This is a genomic window from Paenibacillus wynnii (assembly GCF_030812855.1).
GTDB lineage: Bacteria > Bacillota > Bacilli > Paenibacillales > Paenibacillaceae > Paenibacillus_AQ > Paenibacillus_AQ wynnii_A.
Map to the genome: position 1 here is coordinate 18,157 of NZ_JAUSTK010000011.1, position 17,041 is coordinate 35,197.

Annotated in this window: 14 protein-coding genes and 2 pseudogenes; 15 read left to right on the forward strand and 1 reads right to left on the reverse strand. The window is 42.9% G+C overall.

Annotated elements, in window-relative coordinates:
* Nucleotides 1-40: 40 nt before the first annotated feature.
* From J2T20_RS12675 to mobB, 4 genes are all read left to right on the forward strand, one after another.
* The gene (locus J2T20_RS12675; protein ID WP_307588829.1) at nt 41-547 is read left to right on the forward strand and encodes a DUF4178 domain-containing protein; all 507 of its coding nucleotides are present in this window, start codon (nt 41-43) and stop codon (nt 545-547) included.
* A 273-nt stretch (nt 548-820) separates the two neighbouring features.
* Nucleotides 821-1,564 (forward strand): SDR family oxidoreductase, encoded by a 744-nt coding sequence (locus J2T20_RS12680; protein ID WP_307588831.1) that lies wholly within the window; start codon nt 821-823, stop codon nt 1,562-1,564.
* Nucleotides 1,565-1,637: 73 nt separating this feature from the next.
* Nucleotides 1,638-2,918, forward strand: coding sequence for a molybdopterin molybdotransferase MoeA (locus tag J2T20_RS12685; protein ID WP_307588833.1), 1,281 nt, complete (start codon nt 1,638-1,640; stop codon nt 2,916-2,918).
* 60 nt (nt 2,919-2,978) lie between these two features.
* On the forward strand, nt 2,979-3,548 hold the full coding sequence (gene mobB / locus J2T20_RS12690) for a molybdopterin-guanine dinucleotide biosynthesis protein B (RefSeq protein ID WP_307588834.1): 570 nt from the start codon (nt 2,979-2,981) through the stop codon (nt 3,546-3,548).
* Nucleotides 3,549-3,709: 161 nt separating this feature from the next.
* Here mobB and xerS read toward each other — a convergent pair whose 3' ends face one another.
* On the reverse strand, nt 3,710-4,792 hold the full coding sequence (gene xerS, locus J2T20_RS12695; protein ID WP_307588836.1) for a tyrosine recombinase XerS: 1,083 nt from the start codon (nt 4,790-4,792) through the stop codon (nt 3,710-3,712).
* Between the two features lie 162 nt (nt 4,793-4,954).
* On the opposite strand from xerS, the gene J2T20_RS12700 reads away from it, so the two are divergent.
* The 11 genes and pseudogenes from J2T20_RS12700 (at nt 4,955) to J2T20_RS12750 (ending at nt 17,036) form a co-directional block, all read left to right on the forward strand.
* Nucleotides 4,955-5,500 carry an acyltransferase gene (locus J2T20_RS12700; RefSeq protein ID WP_307588838.1) on the forward strand — a complete coding sequence of 182 codons (546 nt, stop codon included), beginning with the start codon at nt 4,955-4,957 and terminating at the stop codon, nt 5,498-5,500.
* A 118-nt stretch (nt 5,501-5,618) separates the two neighbouring features.
* Nucleotides 5,619-6,128, forward strand: a complete 510-nt coding sequence (locus tag J2T20_RS12705) for a GNAT family N-acetyltransferase (protein WP_307588840.1) — start codon at nt 5,619-5,621, stop codon at nt 6,126-6,128.
* A gap of 16 nt (nt 6,129-6,144) precedes the next feature.
* The gene (locus J2T20_RS12710; RefSeq protein ID WP_307588842.1) at nt 6,145-6,894 is read left to right on the forward strand and encodes a class I SAM-dependent methyltransferase; all 750 of its coding nucleotides are present in this window, start codon (nt 6,145-6,147) and stop codon (nt 6,892-6,894) included.
* Nucleotides 6,895-6,927: 33 nt separating this feature from the next.
* A complete protein-coding gene (locus J2T20_RS12715; RefSeq protein WP_307588844.1) occupies nt 6,928-7,701 on the forward strand; it encodes an SDR family NAD(P)-dependent oxidoreductase in 774 nt (257 codons plus the stop codon).
* 63 nt (nt 7,702-7,764) lie between these two features.
* Entirely contained in the window at nt 7,765-8,787 is a 1,023-nt protein-coding gene (locus J2T20_RS12720) for a hypothetical protein (RefSeq protein WP_307588846.1), read from the forward strand.
* Between the two features lie 164 nt (nt 8,788-8,951).
* Nucleotides 8,952-9,295: pseudogene (locus J2T20_RS12725) on the forward strand (cupin domain-containing protein).
* Nucleotides 9,296-11,376: 2,081 nt separating this feature from the next.
* The gene (locus J2T20_RS12730) at nt 11,377-11,862 is read left to right on the forward strand and encodes a histidine phosphatase family protein (protein WP_307589060.1); all 486 of its coding nucleotides are present in this window, start codon (nt 11,377-11,379) and stop codon (nt 11,860-11,862) included.
* Nucleotides 11,863-11,898: 36 nt separating this feature from the next.
* A pseudogene (locus J2T20_RS12735) lies at nt 11,899-12,066 on the forward strand (GNAT family N-acetyltransferase); the annotation flags it as partial.
* 163 nt (nt 12,067-12,229) lie between these two features.
* Nucleotides 12,230-13,900, forward strand: a complete 1,671-nt coding sequence (locus J2T20_RS12740; RefSeq protein ID WP_307588848.1) for an RNA polymerase sigma factor — start codon at nt 12,230-12,232, stop codon at nt 13,898-13,900.
* A gap of 87 nt (nt 13,901-13,987) precedes the next feature.
* Nucleotides 13,988-15,157 carry an outer membrane protein assembly factor BamB family protein gene (locus J2T20_RS12745; protein ID WP_307588850.1) on the forward strand — a complete coding sequence of 390 codons (1,170 nt, stop codon included), beginning with the start codon at nt 13,988-13,990 and terminating at the stop codon, nt 15,155-15,157.
* 1,255 nt (nt 15,158-16,412) lie between these two features.
* Complete coding sequence (locus tag J2T20_RS12750) at nt 16,413-17,036, forward strand: TetR/AcrR family transcriptional regulator (RefSeq protein WP_307588852.1); 624 nt, start codon at nt 16,413-16,415, stop codon at nt 17,034-17,036.
* Nucleotides 17,037-17,041 lie beyond the last annotated feature (5 nt).

Below are 17,041 nucleotides of genomic sequence, written 5' to 3' on the forward strand. Positions count from 1 at the left end.
GTGACAGCTCGACAAAGCTTACTAGGAAGGTTGATGAAACATGAGTATGTGGAAACGTATCGGAAATCTTTTTTCCAAGTCTGAGCCTCCCGCTGTAGAAAAAAGTATGCTGCAATTGGCACCTGGAGATATCTGCGAAGTATCTCTGGTTACGTATGAGGTGACAGGACGTACCCATAACCGAGGACGTAATGCAGTTGTTCTGACACTTCGCGACGGAATACACATTTCTTATCTGCATATTGAAGAGCGAGAACAGCTACAATATGGATTGTACAAACCGATAGACGGACGGCTGGATAATCCGGCGGCGGTACCGGCTACACTTGAACTTGATGATCAGGTGTTTTATTTGGAAGAAGAATACGAAGGTCATGTAGCTGTCTTAGGCCAAACCCCTTTTATGAACGGCGGGGATCAGCATGTATGGCAATATCAGACGGATGAATATCGCCTGCTGCGTATAGAATGGCAGAACGGACGCTTTATGTTGTATGAAGGAGAGAAAGTGATCACGGCGGATGTAAAGGTGATTCGGGCTTCTTAGTTAGTAAATCATTTTACCGGAAAAGAAAATTTATCGGCTAAAGAATTGGAGCAGCTTAAGATAGCGACAAAGTATACAAACCTTTTATAGGCATAAAGAGGTTATAAATAAAACGAAGCCCATCTGATGAACACGATTAGAAGGGGCTTTTTTTTAATAATTAAATGACAAAAATCAATAAATGTCACTTGATATATGTTATTTGCTGATATATAATCAACTCAACAGAAAAGTTATGGAGCTTACTATATAAAATTCGAGGGGGTATTAATAATGGAAAACAAATTTACAGGGAAAGTTGCATTAGTGACAGGCGCCTCGCGTGGGATCGGGCGGATGATAGCCGAAGATCTGGCTCGCCACGGAGCAAAGGTTATCGTGAACTATTCAAGTAATCCGGCCTCCGCTGAAGAAGTAGTAGAGGGAATTAAGCATAATGGAGGAGAAGCACTGGCAATTCAAGCGGACATAAGCAAGGTGGCAAACATCGAGCAGTTGTTCCAGAAGACATTAGAAGCCTATGGTCAAGTGGATATTCTCGTTAACAATGCAAGTATTATGATCACTAAGCCCATTGCAAATATGACGGAAGAGGATTTCGACAAACAGTTTTCGATAAATGTCAAAGGTACATTTTTTAGCTGTCAGCAAGCTGCGAAGCATATGAATGTGAATGGTCGCATCATAAATTTTTCAACTTCTGTTAACGGTCAAATGTTCCCTACCTATAGCGCCTATGCAGGGACAAAGGGAGCTGTGGAGCAAATTACCCGTCAGCTGGCCAAAGAACTTGGCCCGAAAGGAATTACTATTAATGCGGTGGCTCCAGGGCCTGTTAATACCGAACTTTTCACAGTTGGGAAGACGGCAGAACAAATTACCAGCATCGGGAATATGAATTCGTTTGGACGTTTGGGTCAACCTGAAGATATTTCAAATGTGGTATTATTCTTGGCTAGCCAGGAATCGCAGTGGGTAACAGGTCAGACGTTGCGTGTGAATGGAGGATTTGTATAAGAACATAAACTATACTATATAGAAACTCATGTTAAAATAGTGCTGTTGATACAGAACATGAGGAGGAGTGTTAATGCAGAGGAATCAGGATATGAATAAAGATAAATTCCAGCGCAGAGCGCTTCAGGTCAAAGAGGCACAGGCTAGAGTAACTAACTACGCTAACTTACTCGATGCTGAGTTCGTGCCGCTGAGTCAAAGCTGTGGGCGTTACTTGGTAGAGACCGTGATAGCACCGCATCCATTTCCTGCTTTTAACCGCTCAGGAATGGATGGATATGCATTAATTGCAGCGGACATCGAAGGATGCAGCAGCGAGAATGTAATTTGGCTGCAGGTAGTGGACAATATTCCTTGTGGTGCTGTACCCTCAGTGGAGATTAGTAGTGGTAAAGCGGCAAGAATTATGACTGGAGCTCAGGTTCCCGGCGGTGCAGATACGGTTGTCATGCTGGAAGTAACAGAGACGCGAGAGACGGACGGAACCACTTATGTGGGCATTCGCAAGGCGCAGGCCGCAGGTCGCAACATTACACCGCTCGGTTTTGAACTCAGTCCGGACGAGCCTGTTCTGGCGGCGGGTACCTTAATCTCGGCAGGAGACATCGCAGTTCTGGCGGCCTTTGGGATTCATACCGTGAAGGTACATCGCCGGCCTAAAGTCGGTATCTTTGCTACCGGAACTGAATTGCTGGAGGTGCATGAGCCCTTGCAGCCTGGTAAGATCCGCAACAGCAATTCGCCTATGCTGGAGGCACTGGTAAGAGAGGCAGGGGGAGAACCCGTCCTTCTGGGTGCAATTGTTGATGATTTGGAGCTCGCAAGGAGCAAGGTGCAAATGGCTATGGAAACATATGATTTCGTCATTACCACTGGAGGGGTATCCGTAGGAGATTATGACGTAATGGGCGATTTGGTACGCGAACAGAGTACTGAAATGTTATTCAATAAAGTAACAATGAGACCGGGGAGTGTAACTACGGCGGCTGTTCGTGGTGGCAAGCTTCTGCTTGCATTATCCGGCAACCCGGGAGCCTGTTTCGTCGGGTTTCAATTATTTGCCCGCCCAGTGATTGGCTTGATGCAAGGAGCTCTATTTCCCTATTTACCGGAATGGACCGCTACGCTTGGTAAGGATTATTCAAAAGTCAATAATTACACCCGGTTTGTGCGAGCCCGTCTGGAAATCCGCGAGGGAGCCCTCTATGCATATCCCGCAAGTATTGACGAATCATCTGTGATGGTTACCATCAAAGACAGTAATTGCCTTATTGTAGTACCTCCCGAGGAGCGGGGATTAACCGCAGGAGCTAAGGTGACTGTGATTAAGCTCCCAGGAGTAATCGAGAGTTAAAGGAAAGTAGACGATGCGTATGATATCGATGCGTATGATATGTTAGAGGCGGGTGATAGGGTGAGAAAGAGGAAGGCAACAAGAGGGAGAGGCATACGCCGAATACATCAGGCACCTGAAACCCCTCATACAACATCAATCTGGCAGATCGTAGGCTACAAAAACAGTGGTAAAACCACACTGGTATGCGCCCTAATCGAACGACTGCGACATCATGGTTATACGGTGGCCGTAATTAAGCACGATCACCACGGGTTTGAAATAGATCATCCTCACACCGATACCTGGCGTCAAAGAGAAGCGGGTGCATCAGCCGTTGCCATTACCAACAGCATGCGGACGGCAAGAATCGAAGAGCAGGGAAGCGGGCTGCAGGAACTGGTTGAATCTTTTCAAAGCTATGACTATATATTGGTCGAGGGTTTTAAGAATGAGAATTATCCCAAACTAGTGCTTATTCATGAAAAAGAAGGGCTGGAACTGTTATCGTTAACAGCTGTTTCTGCAGTGGTGGTTTGGGAATCCATGTGGAGTTCAGTAGATTTACTCAGGCCATCGGAGATGCCGCAATATGACATCAACGACATTTCTGCGATCGCTCTACATTTGAACCGACAACGGGATATATAGAAAACTTTCATCATATGAAAAATTCACAATAGAAAACCTCATAAATCATCGTTCCACCCTAAATGCAACGTCCTGTAACCCATTCGTAAAAAGAGGCAGCCCCAACAAAGTCCATGATGGACGAAATGGGGCTGTTGTGTGTTGCGCGATATAGAAGATAATTAATTATCCAAACGGCGTTCAATCGCATGAGACATCGTTTTATCCGTTAGATGTGCGTATACCTCGGTAGTTTCTGTTGAAGCGTGCCCCAACTGCTCCTTAGTTTTATAAATATCATTTTGCAAATAATAGTCCGTTGCGAAGGAATGGCGCAGCTTGTGTACGGTAAGATAAGGCTTGCCAAATCGCTTAGCATATTTAATGATCATTTCTTGTATCGCTCGTTTTGTCATACGTTTACCTTCAGATTGTCCATTGGGCAAGGTTATGAATAATGCCTTTTCTTTCTTCGGCGTTTTGTACCGGGTTTGCCGGAGGCTTAGGTATAACGACAATTCATCTTTTGCTTGCTCCCGGAAATAGACAGGGGTTTTGAATGTTTCATCGTTATGGCCTTTACGGAATACATATAACAGCTTGTTCCCAAAATCCAGATCATCCACATTAAGATTCACGACCTCAGAAACACGCAAGCCGGAGTTCAGAATAAGACTAACAATACAAGCGTCCCGCTCCCGATTTAATTGAAAAGAATAGTAAGCTTGCTTGTTGTTCATCACGTCGACTCCGTAACCCTCTAGAATATAACCCACGAACTCGAGCAGCTCGTCCTCCTCCAGAATCTTACCTTTGAGCTTGGCGGCGGTATCTTTAGGTTTATGTATACGCTTAATCTCAACCTTAGCCATCACATTTCGTTTAAGCATTGGATAAAAATTCTCATCTTCAGCAATCTGACTTAGATAATGAAATAAAGAACGTAAAGCAGACAGTTTACGGGATACTGTAATTTTGGTGTTCGTTCCTTCAATTCGAGTCATAAGGTGCAACCGGTATCCGACTACGCTGTCCATATGGAGGATCTCTAAATCGTGCAAAGTTATCTCAGTATCTTTGGTGGCTTGTGTAAGTCCTTCAGCACGCAACCAGCCGAAAAAGGACTCATAATCCCTTAGATATTCAAGCAGGGTAGAGGGTGAAAGGTCAGGCAGCTTATAATCTATGAATTGCTGTACAAAATTGGGCATATACGGCAGCTTTTGTTCCAGCTTGATGCGGTCGCTATTCTTTTGAATACTCATGGGGCTTCACCTTTTTCGTTGTAGGAATAAAGATTCTTTCTTTATCTTATCATGTTTTATAAGAGTTCTTGTCCAGTTATATCAAAAGTTCATACTACAATGATATTCACCCATGGTAAAATAATCCTGAATACCAATTAAACTAGGAATAGGAGCTGGGACATGCTGATCAGAATACTGAAGTCTATTAAAATTAGGATACAGAACAAAATCAATCCAAAAACAGAATTGGAGATCCTAAAAGAACGCGGGTTAAAATACGGAAAAAACTTTAATTTTTTTAATAGTCATATCGATTTTGGACATTGCTGGCTTATTGAAATTGGCGACGATGTTACTATAACAAACAGTGCGATCCTGGCCCACGATGCCAGTACGAAGCTATATTTTAACAAGTCCAAAATAGGAAGAGTGAAGATTGGGAATAGAGTATTTATCGGGTTTGGCAGCGTGATTTTGTGTAATGTAACTATTGGCGATGATGTTATCGTTGCAGCCGGATCAATAGTAACCAAATCAATTACGGACGGATGTATTGTTGCAGGCAATCCCGCTAGAGTAATTGGAGAAACTTCAGACTTTTTAGATAAGCATAAGAAAAACCTGGAAGAAAAACATGTCTATGATACCTATTGGCCACATAAAAACCAGCAGCAGATTGACACAATTATAAGGGAACTGGATGGAGACTTTGGCTATGATGAATAGTTGTGTATCCTAACGATTATTAAGGAAACGATTTTTGTGATAAAATACTACCAGTTAAGTATTCTCCAAGCCACGGAATATTCAATTACAAACATCCGCACTCAGACAGAGGTGAACTATGGAGCTTAGTTTAGAACTGGTTACCAAGGAACGAAAGCATATTATCAGCAAGCTGATGCAGTTTTACCTGTATGATTTTACCCGTTATCTGGATTTCGATTTGAATCAGGAGGGAGTTTTCCCGTCCTATCCCGGATTGGAATCTTATTGGTATAGCGGAAATAATAAATACCCGTTCTTGATTATTGCAGATGGTAATTTTGCCGGGTTTGCTCTAGTAGATCGCTTGCTTCACAATCCTGAAGGACAGTTCTATATGACCGAGTTTTTTGTGATGCAAAAATACCGTCGTTCAGGCGTTGGTACATGGGCTGCACACAGTCTGTTCGATATGTTCCCGGGGGACTGGAAGGTATCGCAGATTCGTGCGAATTCAGCTGCCCGTGATTTTTGGCATCGGGTAATTGGCAACTATGCGAAGAGTACTTTTCAAGAACGGTTCAATCCACAGCAGGGGAATCCTAGTCAGTATTTCAGTACGTTACCACCCAATAGACTCAAACAATAAGGAGCGCGCACGAACTATGGAGCAAGATCAATTTTCTTATATCGGACATTCCCGCCACAAATTCAACAATCCTATGTCTGAGGCCAAGCTAGATCAGGTTCTTTCGCTGTTACAGTTAGAAGCAGACGCACATGTCCTTGAAATAGGCTCGGGACAAGGAGAGCTGTCTAGACGCTTGGTTCATCAGTATAATACCGAGCTCCATGCCGTAGAGATTAGTACATATGCAATAGAGGAGGCTAAGAAACGCACCTCTGAGAATGCACCGGAGTCACGTATACATTGGATACAACAAGATGCCGCTACCTACCTTTCGAGCGTAGAAGATGGGTTTTATGATGTGGCTATTTGCGTTGCAGCTTGTCATGCCCTTGGAAGTATGGAAGGAACACTGCGCCAGCTTTCTAGGGTGGTTCGCCCTGGAGGAAGTATTTTGATCGGGGAAGGATATTGGAAAAAGAAACCGGATCCGTCCTATTTGGGAGCTCTGGGTTCAGAAGAGAATGAACTGCTGCGTTATGATTCTACTGTTCTTTTGGGTGAGCGTTTTGGACTAACTCCACTATGGGCTTCCGTAGCTAGTGAAGATGATTGGGATCGGTTTGAATGGAATTACAGTCTGGCGATTGAACAATACTGTCAGAACCATCCGGAGGATCCTAACATCAAGGAAATGCGGAACAAAATATGTGATTGGCGCCGTACTTACCTGACCTGGGGTCGGGAAACACTAGGCTTCGGATTGTTTTTATACCGTAATGTGTGACATTAGAGCGTACTAATTATAGGGGCTGATGACTTGTACTTACCTTCATTTAAACTTACAGGAAAAACTGCGTTAGTAACAGGAGCTGGAAAAGGAATAGGACGAGCTTTGGCAATAGGTCTGGCAGAGGCCGGTTGCAATGTAGCCTTAGTCTCCAGAACCTTAAGTGATTTGCAGGAAACTGCTGCATTAATCTCAGAGCATACCTCAGCACATAGCTATTGTTATCCTGCTGATGTAAGTCAACGTGATCAAATGGAGGAAGTGTTCACACGCCTCGCGGCAGATGCTGGCCGATTGGATATACTTGTTAATAATGCAGGGATGAATATCCGTACACCTGCACTTGAGGTTACAGACCTTGAATGGGAGACCATTGTGGGTACAAATCTGAAGTCCGCGTTAATTGCTTCACAACTAGCAGCGAGAGTGATGAAGGAGCAGGGCGGAGGCAGTATTATTAATATCTCTTCCGTAGCCGGCCACACGGCGCTGCGTACAGGAGTGGTATACGGTTCGACCAAGGCGGCACTCATACAGATGACCAAAAATCTGGCATTGGAGTGGGGAGACTATGGTATTCGTGTGAATGCAGTAGGTCCATGGTATTTCCGCACCCCGCTAACGGAAAAGCTGCTCGCTGATGAACAATATTTGAAACGGATACTGGATCGCACTCCGCTGGGTCGTATTGGAAGCCTGGAGGAGTTAGTAGGGCCGGTAGTCTTCCTGTCATCTGATGCAGCTAATTATGTTACAGGACAAACGCTGTTGGTGGATGGTGGCATGAGCATATTTGGCTTCTGATTTTCAGCTATTTAGCGCAACATTTGTCAATTCCCAGCGTCTGGTAATTGAGGTGATTACGAGATGCAGAATAAGAAAGTGTTATTGTCCATTGGATGTGTATTGATTATAGCCACATTAAACTCTGGCTGCCAAGGTGATCTCTCAGATGTTAGCAAGGGCTCAAAGGGTGAGGCAGCCATACCAACAGGAGCAGCAATTGTCGTACAAGCTACAACTACACCGCTAGAAACGTCTGTGACAACTCCAGAAGTCAAGGCGTCAGACGCACCAAAGGCAAAGTCAGTATCCTTATTTGAAGAACAAATTCCGGATTTTGATGGTTCCGGACGTGGTTATATAGTGGATGGGAATGAACTCCAGACAGAATTTTTGGTGCATAAAATATTGCCGCTTGGACTCTTTATGCCTGAGACTATGTTGCGTTTCGATTTGAATGGTGGAACGGCATGGGGATCTGAAGATAAACAGAACTATATCACCATTGTAGGTGCTACTGACGCAACACGGTTGCCTACAATCACTGGCGAAGATCCAACACTCAGCAAATATAAAGAGTACTTGGGTAACTATGTGGATGGAGAGGGAACTATCGACGTTTTCTCTTTTGTGGCAAAAGGTCAATCCTATCGGGCATTGATCCGAACAAATGCTGACCAGCGAGCGTATCTGCGGCCTCTTTTTATGGATATGATTCGTGATATTCACTACTTGGAAAAGAGAGCTGCTTTAGTTGCCGGTGTGTTCGTCAAAGAGCCCGAAATGGAGGACCTCAAAGAAAAGAAGCAGATATTAACAGAAGTTATGCGCTGCTTGGAGGCACTCGTATCAAAAGATAAAGAAAAATTTAATTCAACTCTATATTACACCGGTGAAGGAGACAGGCTGCAATATTGGATTGATAATAATAACATTTTTCGATTCAATGAGCTTATCTATGAGAAACAAGCGAATGACTCAAAACGAGTCATGTTTTATGTGAATTATGAACAAATGACTTCAGAGGGGTATTATTCAGAACGGACAGTTTCAATTCCTTTATTGCGTAACAAGCAAGGTGAATGGAAGGTCGCAGACATCGATTAATTTAATGATGAAATCGTAGGAAATGAAGTTTCTAAATATAAGTTAACATAATATTAATTATGTTAACTTATTGGTCGTTAAGAACCCAATAACACATTAAAGCTAATATAGATAGTAGCGAATACCCGTAGCTAAATTTTGTAACTGAAAGGAAGTATTCCATAGTGAAGATAAGTAAGAAACAGGAGAATATTATAGTTGGGGTACAAATTGTGATGGATGGCATCTCTTAAAACAAGATAATTTAAGCATAATTCATGAAAGAATGCCTCCAGGTACTGAGGAGGCAAGACACTATCATAATCGATCAAGACAATTCTTTTTTATTCTCTTAGGAAAAGCAGTAATAGAAATAAATGGATAAATTTACGAAATAAATCAACAAGAAGGTATTGAAGTGCCTCCATTAACACCGCATCAAATTATTAATAAGACAGATAATTCAATAGAGTTTTTAGTAATATCTCAACCAACTACTACGGGCGACAGAGTTTTAACCAATAGTTAAGTTAAACCTTCTAGCAATTCGAAGAGGTCAGGAACTCGTCCAACACCGTATTCAAGCTTCGGCAAACAGCTGCCTTGGTCCGGACAGAAGTTAGGTGACACATCCGCACCACCCAAACGCATCGCGGCCTATCACTTCGCACATTTAGGGTGGTGGGACGTCGTGAATACAACAACATTATACGAAATCCCGCAATGCTTAATACTTAAAATAGGAGAAAAGAATGATAAACTCTGAAGAATTTATTAGACTTCAAAATCTGATAAGGTCACAAATATAAACGACACTAGTTTTCCAAGGTATTGCCTACATCTTTTCAGAGATCAGGAATTTATTGAGTTATTGCTTACAGACCGGGTTGAGGACCAAATCATTTTTAGAAAGAACAATCAAATCAAGATGAATATGAATGAATATTATAAGAAGTCTGGCGAGATTCCCTATGTGAATCCTGCGTGGCAATTATTATTCAAAAGTTTGGCTCAAAACCAAAACTAGTGCTTGGCCGAAAAGACAAGGTGTAAAGGGATCATGTGCGGAGTGGAAGGATAGAAGGAGCTACGGACACCAAAGCCCTTATTTGCTTTAAAAAAGTTAAATTTGGAGAATAACGGACTCACCAATGACTCTATTGTCCGTTTTCTTCCTCATAAAAGGTCTTTTTGGAAGAAATAGAGGCTTCTGAGTCCGTTCCATACTTCAATTACGGATTATTACTCAAATAGCGGCGATACGGTCCGTTAGAGGCTAGATCCAAGCTAACCTCATTTTGGCTATACACCCGTTTGGTGCGAAGCCCCATTTTTTCGGCTAAATAGTCAAGCACTGATTTTTGCGGTTGATTCTAAAGTTTTAGGACAAGAATTGAAGATGAACATGAACATGACTTTGAAATATATATGAATCGAACCAATGATACTAAATCAAAGTTATGGTTATTTCAAAGTATAAAGGAAATGAATGGAAACAAGAGATGGATTAAAGAATTGAGCAAGCAACTCGAAGAATGCGGGGGCATCTTATAACAACACGCTTCTGACTATTCCGCCCTCGCTCACCTTAAGACGTTTCGGAGCAGTCGATTCGGCCGGAAACACCCGTACCCCAACCGCATCGCGACGTCACTTCGTCGCTTAAGGTGGTGTGGCGTCGTGAATACAAGAACGTTATCAGATAGCTAAGCAAGGAAATCATAAATAAAATTTTGTTAATGAAGGAAATAAAACAATTCGAATAATTATCACTGAAAAAGATATTTATGCAAACAGGAATGATAACGTAACTGTTTTTGAAAGAATCTCTTAGAAGTAACATCATCAGCAACATCGTATACACACTTCAGGGCCATTCCGCCCTTGGACCGCCAGAGAATACAAAAACTATAGAAAAAATGAGGAGAGAAGTATGTTTGGATTATTTAAGAGGAAAAAGATTGCATTAGAAGATCAAATAAACACTCTTAATGAGCTCGGAATCCGTATAGGTAGTAATATTTCTATTGATTATTTATTAGAAAACTTCGATCGAGAAGAGTATCAGAGATTACATAATAAATGAATAATTATGTTACCCAATATAGAATACAGCACCCAATAAGTCATGAACAATATCATTATCCTTGTTCAGAAGTTGGAATTTACATAAACAGGAAGTATAGTGAGGGTTACGATAAACGAGTTACTTTTAAATCAAATATATTAATGGCTGAAGAGTTATACTTTTATAATAATTGGGCTGGATATAAAGAAATATTTATCAAAACCGAAGATGAATATATCTATTTTTGTGAGTAACTCAAGAAAGGCAGATCCTTCGTCTAACTTCGCATTAACGTTGCAAGCCAGGACAAGACTGGCTTTTGGTCCGGAAGTGGCATTTCGAGGGAAAATAGTCACCGGACACCTTCAACTGGCTAAGTGGTGGAGCCACCCGGACCTATTAAGACGCTTGAACGAACGTCGTGAATCAGAAACCTTATAAGAAATATGGCGAGACATTTCAAAACTTAAAGGAGCAATATGAGGATTATTGGACTAGTAAGACATTTTAAAGTCGTTCAATCTAAACCCCAAAAACCATGGATGACTTCGGACGAGTTTGACAGATGGATCATTCTATACGACCAGTGTGAAATATATAAGGATCGGCTCGATCTCAGTGAATACAATTGGGATCTTTGTTTTTCAAGTGATCTGTCTAGAGCTATTGAAACTGCGAAGACAATTTATCTAAAAGATATTATACACACGGATTCCTTAAGAGAGATAACAATTCGATCAGTATTCAGAACTCAGTTAAAATTACATTACAACATTTGGACTTTATTAGGACGAATTGCTTGGTTAGTTTCACATCGTTCACAAATAGAAGGGAAGCAAGAAACCCTTAAAAGAATTCGGAAATTTGTAGAACAGTTAGAGATTCTGGAAAAACCAAATTTACTAATAGTCAGCCATGGAGCACTAATGTTTTATTTAAGAAAAGAATTAATTAAACGGGGCTATAAAGGGAAGTCATTTATCAAAGCCAAGAATGGAATGTTATATACTTATGAAAGACTATTATGATTGTTATTTCCAACAGGCGTAAGGGGGAATCTCTAAATGATTACGCTCAGAAAAATTACGTTAGAAAACCGGCGTACGATATTTAATCTCGAAGTTTCTGAGGACCAACGCCGCTTCGTTGCATCTAATTTGTCAAGTGTGGCTTCGTGTTATGTCCTTGCTACAAATGGAGGACATCCATTTCCCTTTGCCATTTATGCAGACTGGCATGACAAGCGTGACAAGCGGAACTCTCGATCCTAGGCTCGCGCGACCGCGTCAATTGCCAAAAACAAGTTGTTTTTATTTCACTGTGCTTCTATTATGGTAGGATATGAATGGTTCCATCCGCAGTTTTTAACGTGAAGAACAGGGGGAGAAGCTGGGAATGATAGAGGGCAGTCCATTACATAAACTGTCAGACGATGCATTAGTGACGCAAGCTCGAACCGGACAGAACGGAGCGTTCAACGAGCTGGTGCTGCGGCATCGGAAGAAGGCGCTGAATTGGGCGGGAAAAATAACGAATGACGCTCATCTGGCCGAAGACGTCGTGCAGGAGGCGTTGATTAACGCTTTTATGCAGCTGGATTCGCTGGAGCATATCGACCGTTTTGTGCCTTGGTTTCAACGGATTATTCGCAACCAAGCGCTTATGCTTGTCAGACGCGGCGGACCATATGCGAAGGAGCGGCCATTCTCGGCTTTTACGCGAGCATCGGATGCCAGCGAGACAGGGACGGACGATCCAATCGAGCTGATCCTGAATCAATTGGCGCGGAACTCCGAACAAATTCAACAAGCTGATCAGGATCCCTTTCAAGCAGCGGTCAGGCAGGAAACGTCCGCTATGATTCTCAGCCTGCTTTATAACCTGAACCCTAAAGAAAGAGAAGTGTTCGAGGCTCATTTCTTCAATCACTATTCAACTCATGAAATCGCAGCAATGTGCAAGATATCCTCCACAAACGTATATACCACCTTATCAAGGTCCAGACGCAAGCTTCAGAATAAACATTTTCAATCAAATTTGACGAGATACTTGAGTGAACGCGCCAAAAAAAATACAGCAGTAAACAAACACCTCGGCGATCGTGGCATTTACTTCGGAGAAGTATGGGACACGTTCGCTCTTAGCGTTATACACGCTGTTCAATATACGGAGAAAAATCATTATAGCATGGCGGATATTATGGGATTAACCGGTCAAGCCTTCCGCCTGCAAATCCACCGCGATCATCTCGATTTGACGGGACCGACAGCGTACAGCTGGCGGAGCATGTTCAGTAAAGGCTTGCTGAATATGGGATTTGGCGCCAGGACGATCGGAGAAGGGCTGCGAATCCCTCAGACGGATGATCTGGTCCTCGAGGCGTTCTCCTTCGTTCACAACGCGATTGATCAAGGCATGCCGGTCATTGTATGGGGGGTCGAACAGCCTTTTTTTGCCTTAATCAACGGTTATAATGATGAATCGCGAATCTTTCGGGTTACGGGATTGTTCGAGTCAACCATATTGCCATACGAGCGGTTCGGACGAGATTGGAGCGCGGATTTGTTTCTTTTATCCTTAGGCAACGCATATGACATCGAGCCGGCGGCTGCTTTGCGCGGAGCTCTAAGTATCATTATCACGCACTCAGAAGGCCAGGAGCGTACCATAAAGCAGGAATACGTTCAAGGAATTGCAGCATACGACGTGTGGATAGAGGCTTTGCGGGATAAAGGAATAAATGCTGCAGCCCATGCTTATACGGTTTGGTGCACATCGAACGCTCGTTATTTTGCCGTCCAATTTCTTGAGGGAATCGCTAAGGAAGCAGCGGTCTACGGGGAATACGGGAAGTTAATCGCCCCGGCAGCTGCAGCAGCCGCACAGTATTATGCAGCAGCAGCCGCTGCGCTTGCCGATTTGCGAAAGCGATTTCCTTTTCCGGACGGAGGCAATATGGAGATCAATTCACTTAGAAACGAGGGCATAGCGCTGCTCGAGCAGGCTAAAGCAAGCGAACGGCGCGGACTGGAGCACTTGAAGACGATGCTGAATTTTTTATGTTGAAAAAAGATTGTAAGACTTATCTCTTCCCCGGCATCTAACTAATTGGAGGGTGCATAAAAACTATCCATAACAACGGAGGGGAAGTAAATGAACAAACGATTTTTCGGGTCCATTTTGAGTTTGGCGCTGATATGCGTCGGCTGCAGCGCCAATGTCGAAGAGGAGAGCGGTAGCTCAGCCATATTCCGGGGCGACAATCAAAACACAGGAGTGTATGTAACGAAAGGAGTGCCGAAGCTAACCGGGGAGAAGTGGCAGCTTAAGCTGGAGAATGATATTCACAGCTCTCCTGTGCTAATGGACGGCACGTTGTATTTTGGAGATGAAGCCGGACAGTTTTACGCTGTCAATGCCAAGAATGGCAAAATACTCTGGAATGCAGAGTTTGAGGGGAAGATTAGATCAACCGCGGCGGTTTATGAGGATGAGCTTTATTTTACCGACAGCACGTCGACCTTATATGCGCTGGAACGTACAACAGGCACGGTGAAATGGTCGCTCGCTATGGATAACCCAATCAGCACGGGGGAGTTTACGGATGAGTGGGACTATTATATCGGCTCGCCGGCTGTAGAGCAGGATGTCATTTATGTAGGCGGTGAGGGCCCTTCCTTCTACGCGGTTAACCGGAAGGACGGAAAGATCGGTTGGACCTACAAAACAGGAGCGTTTGTCCACGGCAAGGCGGCGCTGGCGGAAGGGAATGTTTTTATTGCTGATATGTCGGGGCAAGTTGTTGCTCTTGATCAGTTGACAGGCGAGAGAAAGTGGAGTACAAAAAATAGACAGGTGCAATCCAGTCTCGCCTATAAAGACGGCGTCTTGTACTACGGCTCTCGCGATACGAATGTCTACGCCATCGATGCCAAGACCGGCGAGCAACTATGGAATTATATGTCGCCTGGGGGTTCCTGGGTCGTGTCTTCAGCCTCGGTCAACGATAAATATGTTGCAATCGGCTCGTCAGACTCTTTCAGGATTCATGTATTCGAACGTCAGTCAGGGGAGCACAGCTTCGACTTCTATGCAGATAGCAGAGTGTTCTCTTCTCCTGCAATCGTCGATAATGTCCTGTATTTCGGAACCGCTCATACGAATTGGAAAAACAGGGACGCATTCTATGCCGTGGATTTAGAAACGCAGAAAGAGCTTTGGCGCTTCGAAGGGACGAAGGCTCCGATTTTGTCTTCGCCTATTGTGGCGGACGGCGTCGTTTATTATGCATCCATGGACGGATATTTGTACGCACTGGAATAAGATCATTCGAATGAGAAAGAGAAAGACCGCTCTGCCTTGGATTATTTATTATCCTTGGGCTCGGCGGTTTTTTGTTGTGCCTAGTCAGGGGCTGTTGTTGGATTTTGTGAGGCAAATGTTAGCTGTCTCGGTCGTTAACGGAAAAAACTTGAGCGTCATCTAGCAGAGCTAGCGCATCGAGAGAATATGTGCAGGGGAAGGGGAGCCGGTGGATCGGCTCCTTTATCCTCTTATATATCTATACTATAAGTTGTTGAACGAGCCTAAACTTGGTTGCAAGATCGCTTGTATCCTTTGTTGTGATTGTTACGTCACCGAGATCAAAATATACTTCCAAAATCTTTGCGGTTTTTAATATTGTTATAACATAAATATCATTGATAGAGTGATAAATCCCACAGTTATTATATTTTTCATCGTAGTCTGAGGTAAATAAATTGGGTCGTTTAAGCAACTCGTACATCAGGTTCAATACATCTTCTTCGTTTGGGTTCCTTTCTTGAATGTTCTTTTATAGCGAGAACTATAGTTTGGATATTACTGAACGAGATTCTGGACGAGAAAAAACTCAGCGGACAGTTTTTTAATATCCTCTATATCTACTGAAATGATGTAGTTATAATAAAAGTATATGGCAGCATTAGCGCATCCGCGGACGAAGTCATAAATTCCATAAACACCAATACATCTTCGTGAGTTGGTCGAGATTTAAGGCGTAAATTCAACGTAACTTCCCCTTCGCAGCTGTTGTGGTTAATGATTGAGAAGTAACACATAGATGTCAGTCTTCAGGTAACACGCTTGGAGCCGGCAAGCTGTCTCTTGGTACGCACCGAGGGAATACGAGGAAGTTGATTTTAGAGGAAGATATTACACTGATTAAGTGTTCAAATGCATCCGGCCTACGGTCTTAAGTCATTGAATATTCTTATTTTCCTTGTATATTTTTCACGAACGAGTCAGTTTTGCACTTCAAAGCTGTACATGTTATTTACGAGCCAGTCTCCGGTTTATTGGGGGATGGCTTGTTTTCGTTTTGATCCAAAGCGACCTGCTTCAGCAGTATTTCCGCTGGAAGTAACTACTGATGAGTTTCGTGAATTTTTGCGAAGAATATTGATTTTTATGGATGGAAGAGTGCCTATTTATTACTGAACGGATTGACTTCGTGTAATGAAAAAGATATATTTAACACTGTTCAATAGATTGAACGATGTTATTTTTCAGACAATACAACCTATAAGGATGATCATAAATGACTAAGGAAATCAGAAAAGAACGTGAAAGAGAAGAAATGCGGAAGATTATATTGGATGCTGCAGGTCAAATCATTGCAGAGGAGGGTATTGAAAGGCTGTCCATTCGGAAGATTTCCCAAAAAATGGAGTACTCCGCCGGGATTATTTACCACTATTTTCAAAATAAAAATGACATCATAGAACATCTTCTTCAAAAAGGTTATCAAGATATGGTTTCAGGTATCCGTTCTGCTCAGGGGGAAGAAATGGGAGGGGATCCAAGCCTCATTCTGAAGCAATCTTTACAGCAATTTATCACGATGGCACTCGAGGAAGGTTCGCAGTACCCGAATGTGATGTTAAATGATTCCCCTGCGGTATTAAGCCATACCTCCGTATTGTTTAGAGGAGCTGCACAGGAGCGCAAAGCGATTGACATGTTATGTCACTGTTTAGGCCAATTTCAGCATATAAAAGAGAAGGATCAGGTATATATAGAATTGACTGCCCAAGTCATTTGGAGCGCAGCATTTGGGTTAATTATACGTTTGACGGTGGAGAAGGAACTGCCTGTAGAACAGAGAGAAGCATTGATCTCTCATTATCTAGATACGATGCTGGTTATTGCGAATCAATCATAATAAGT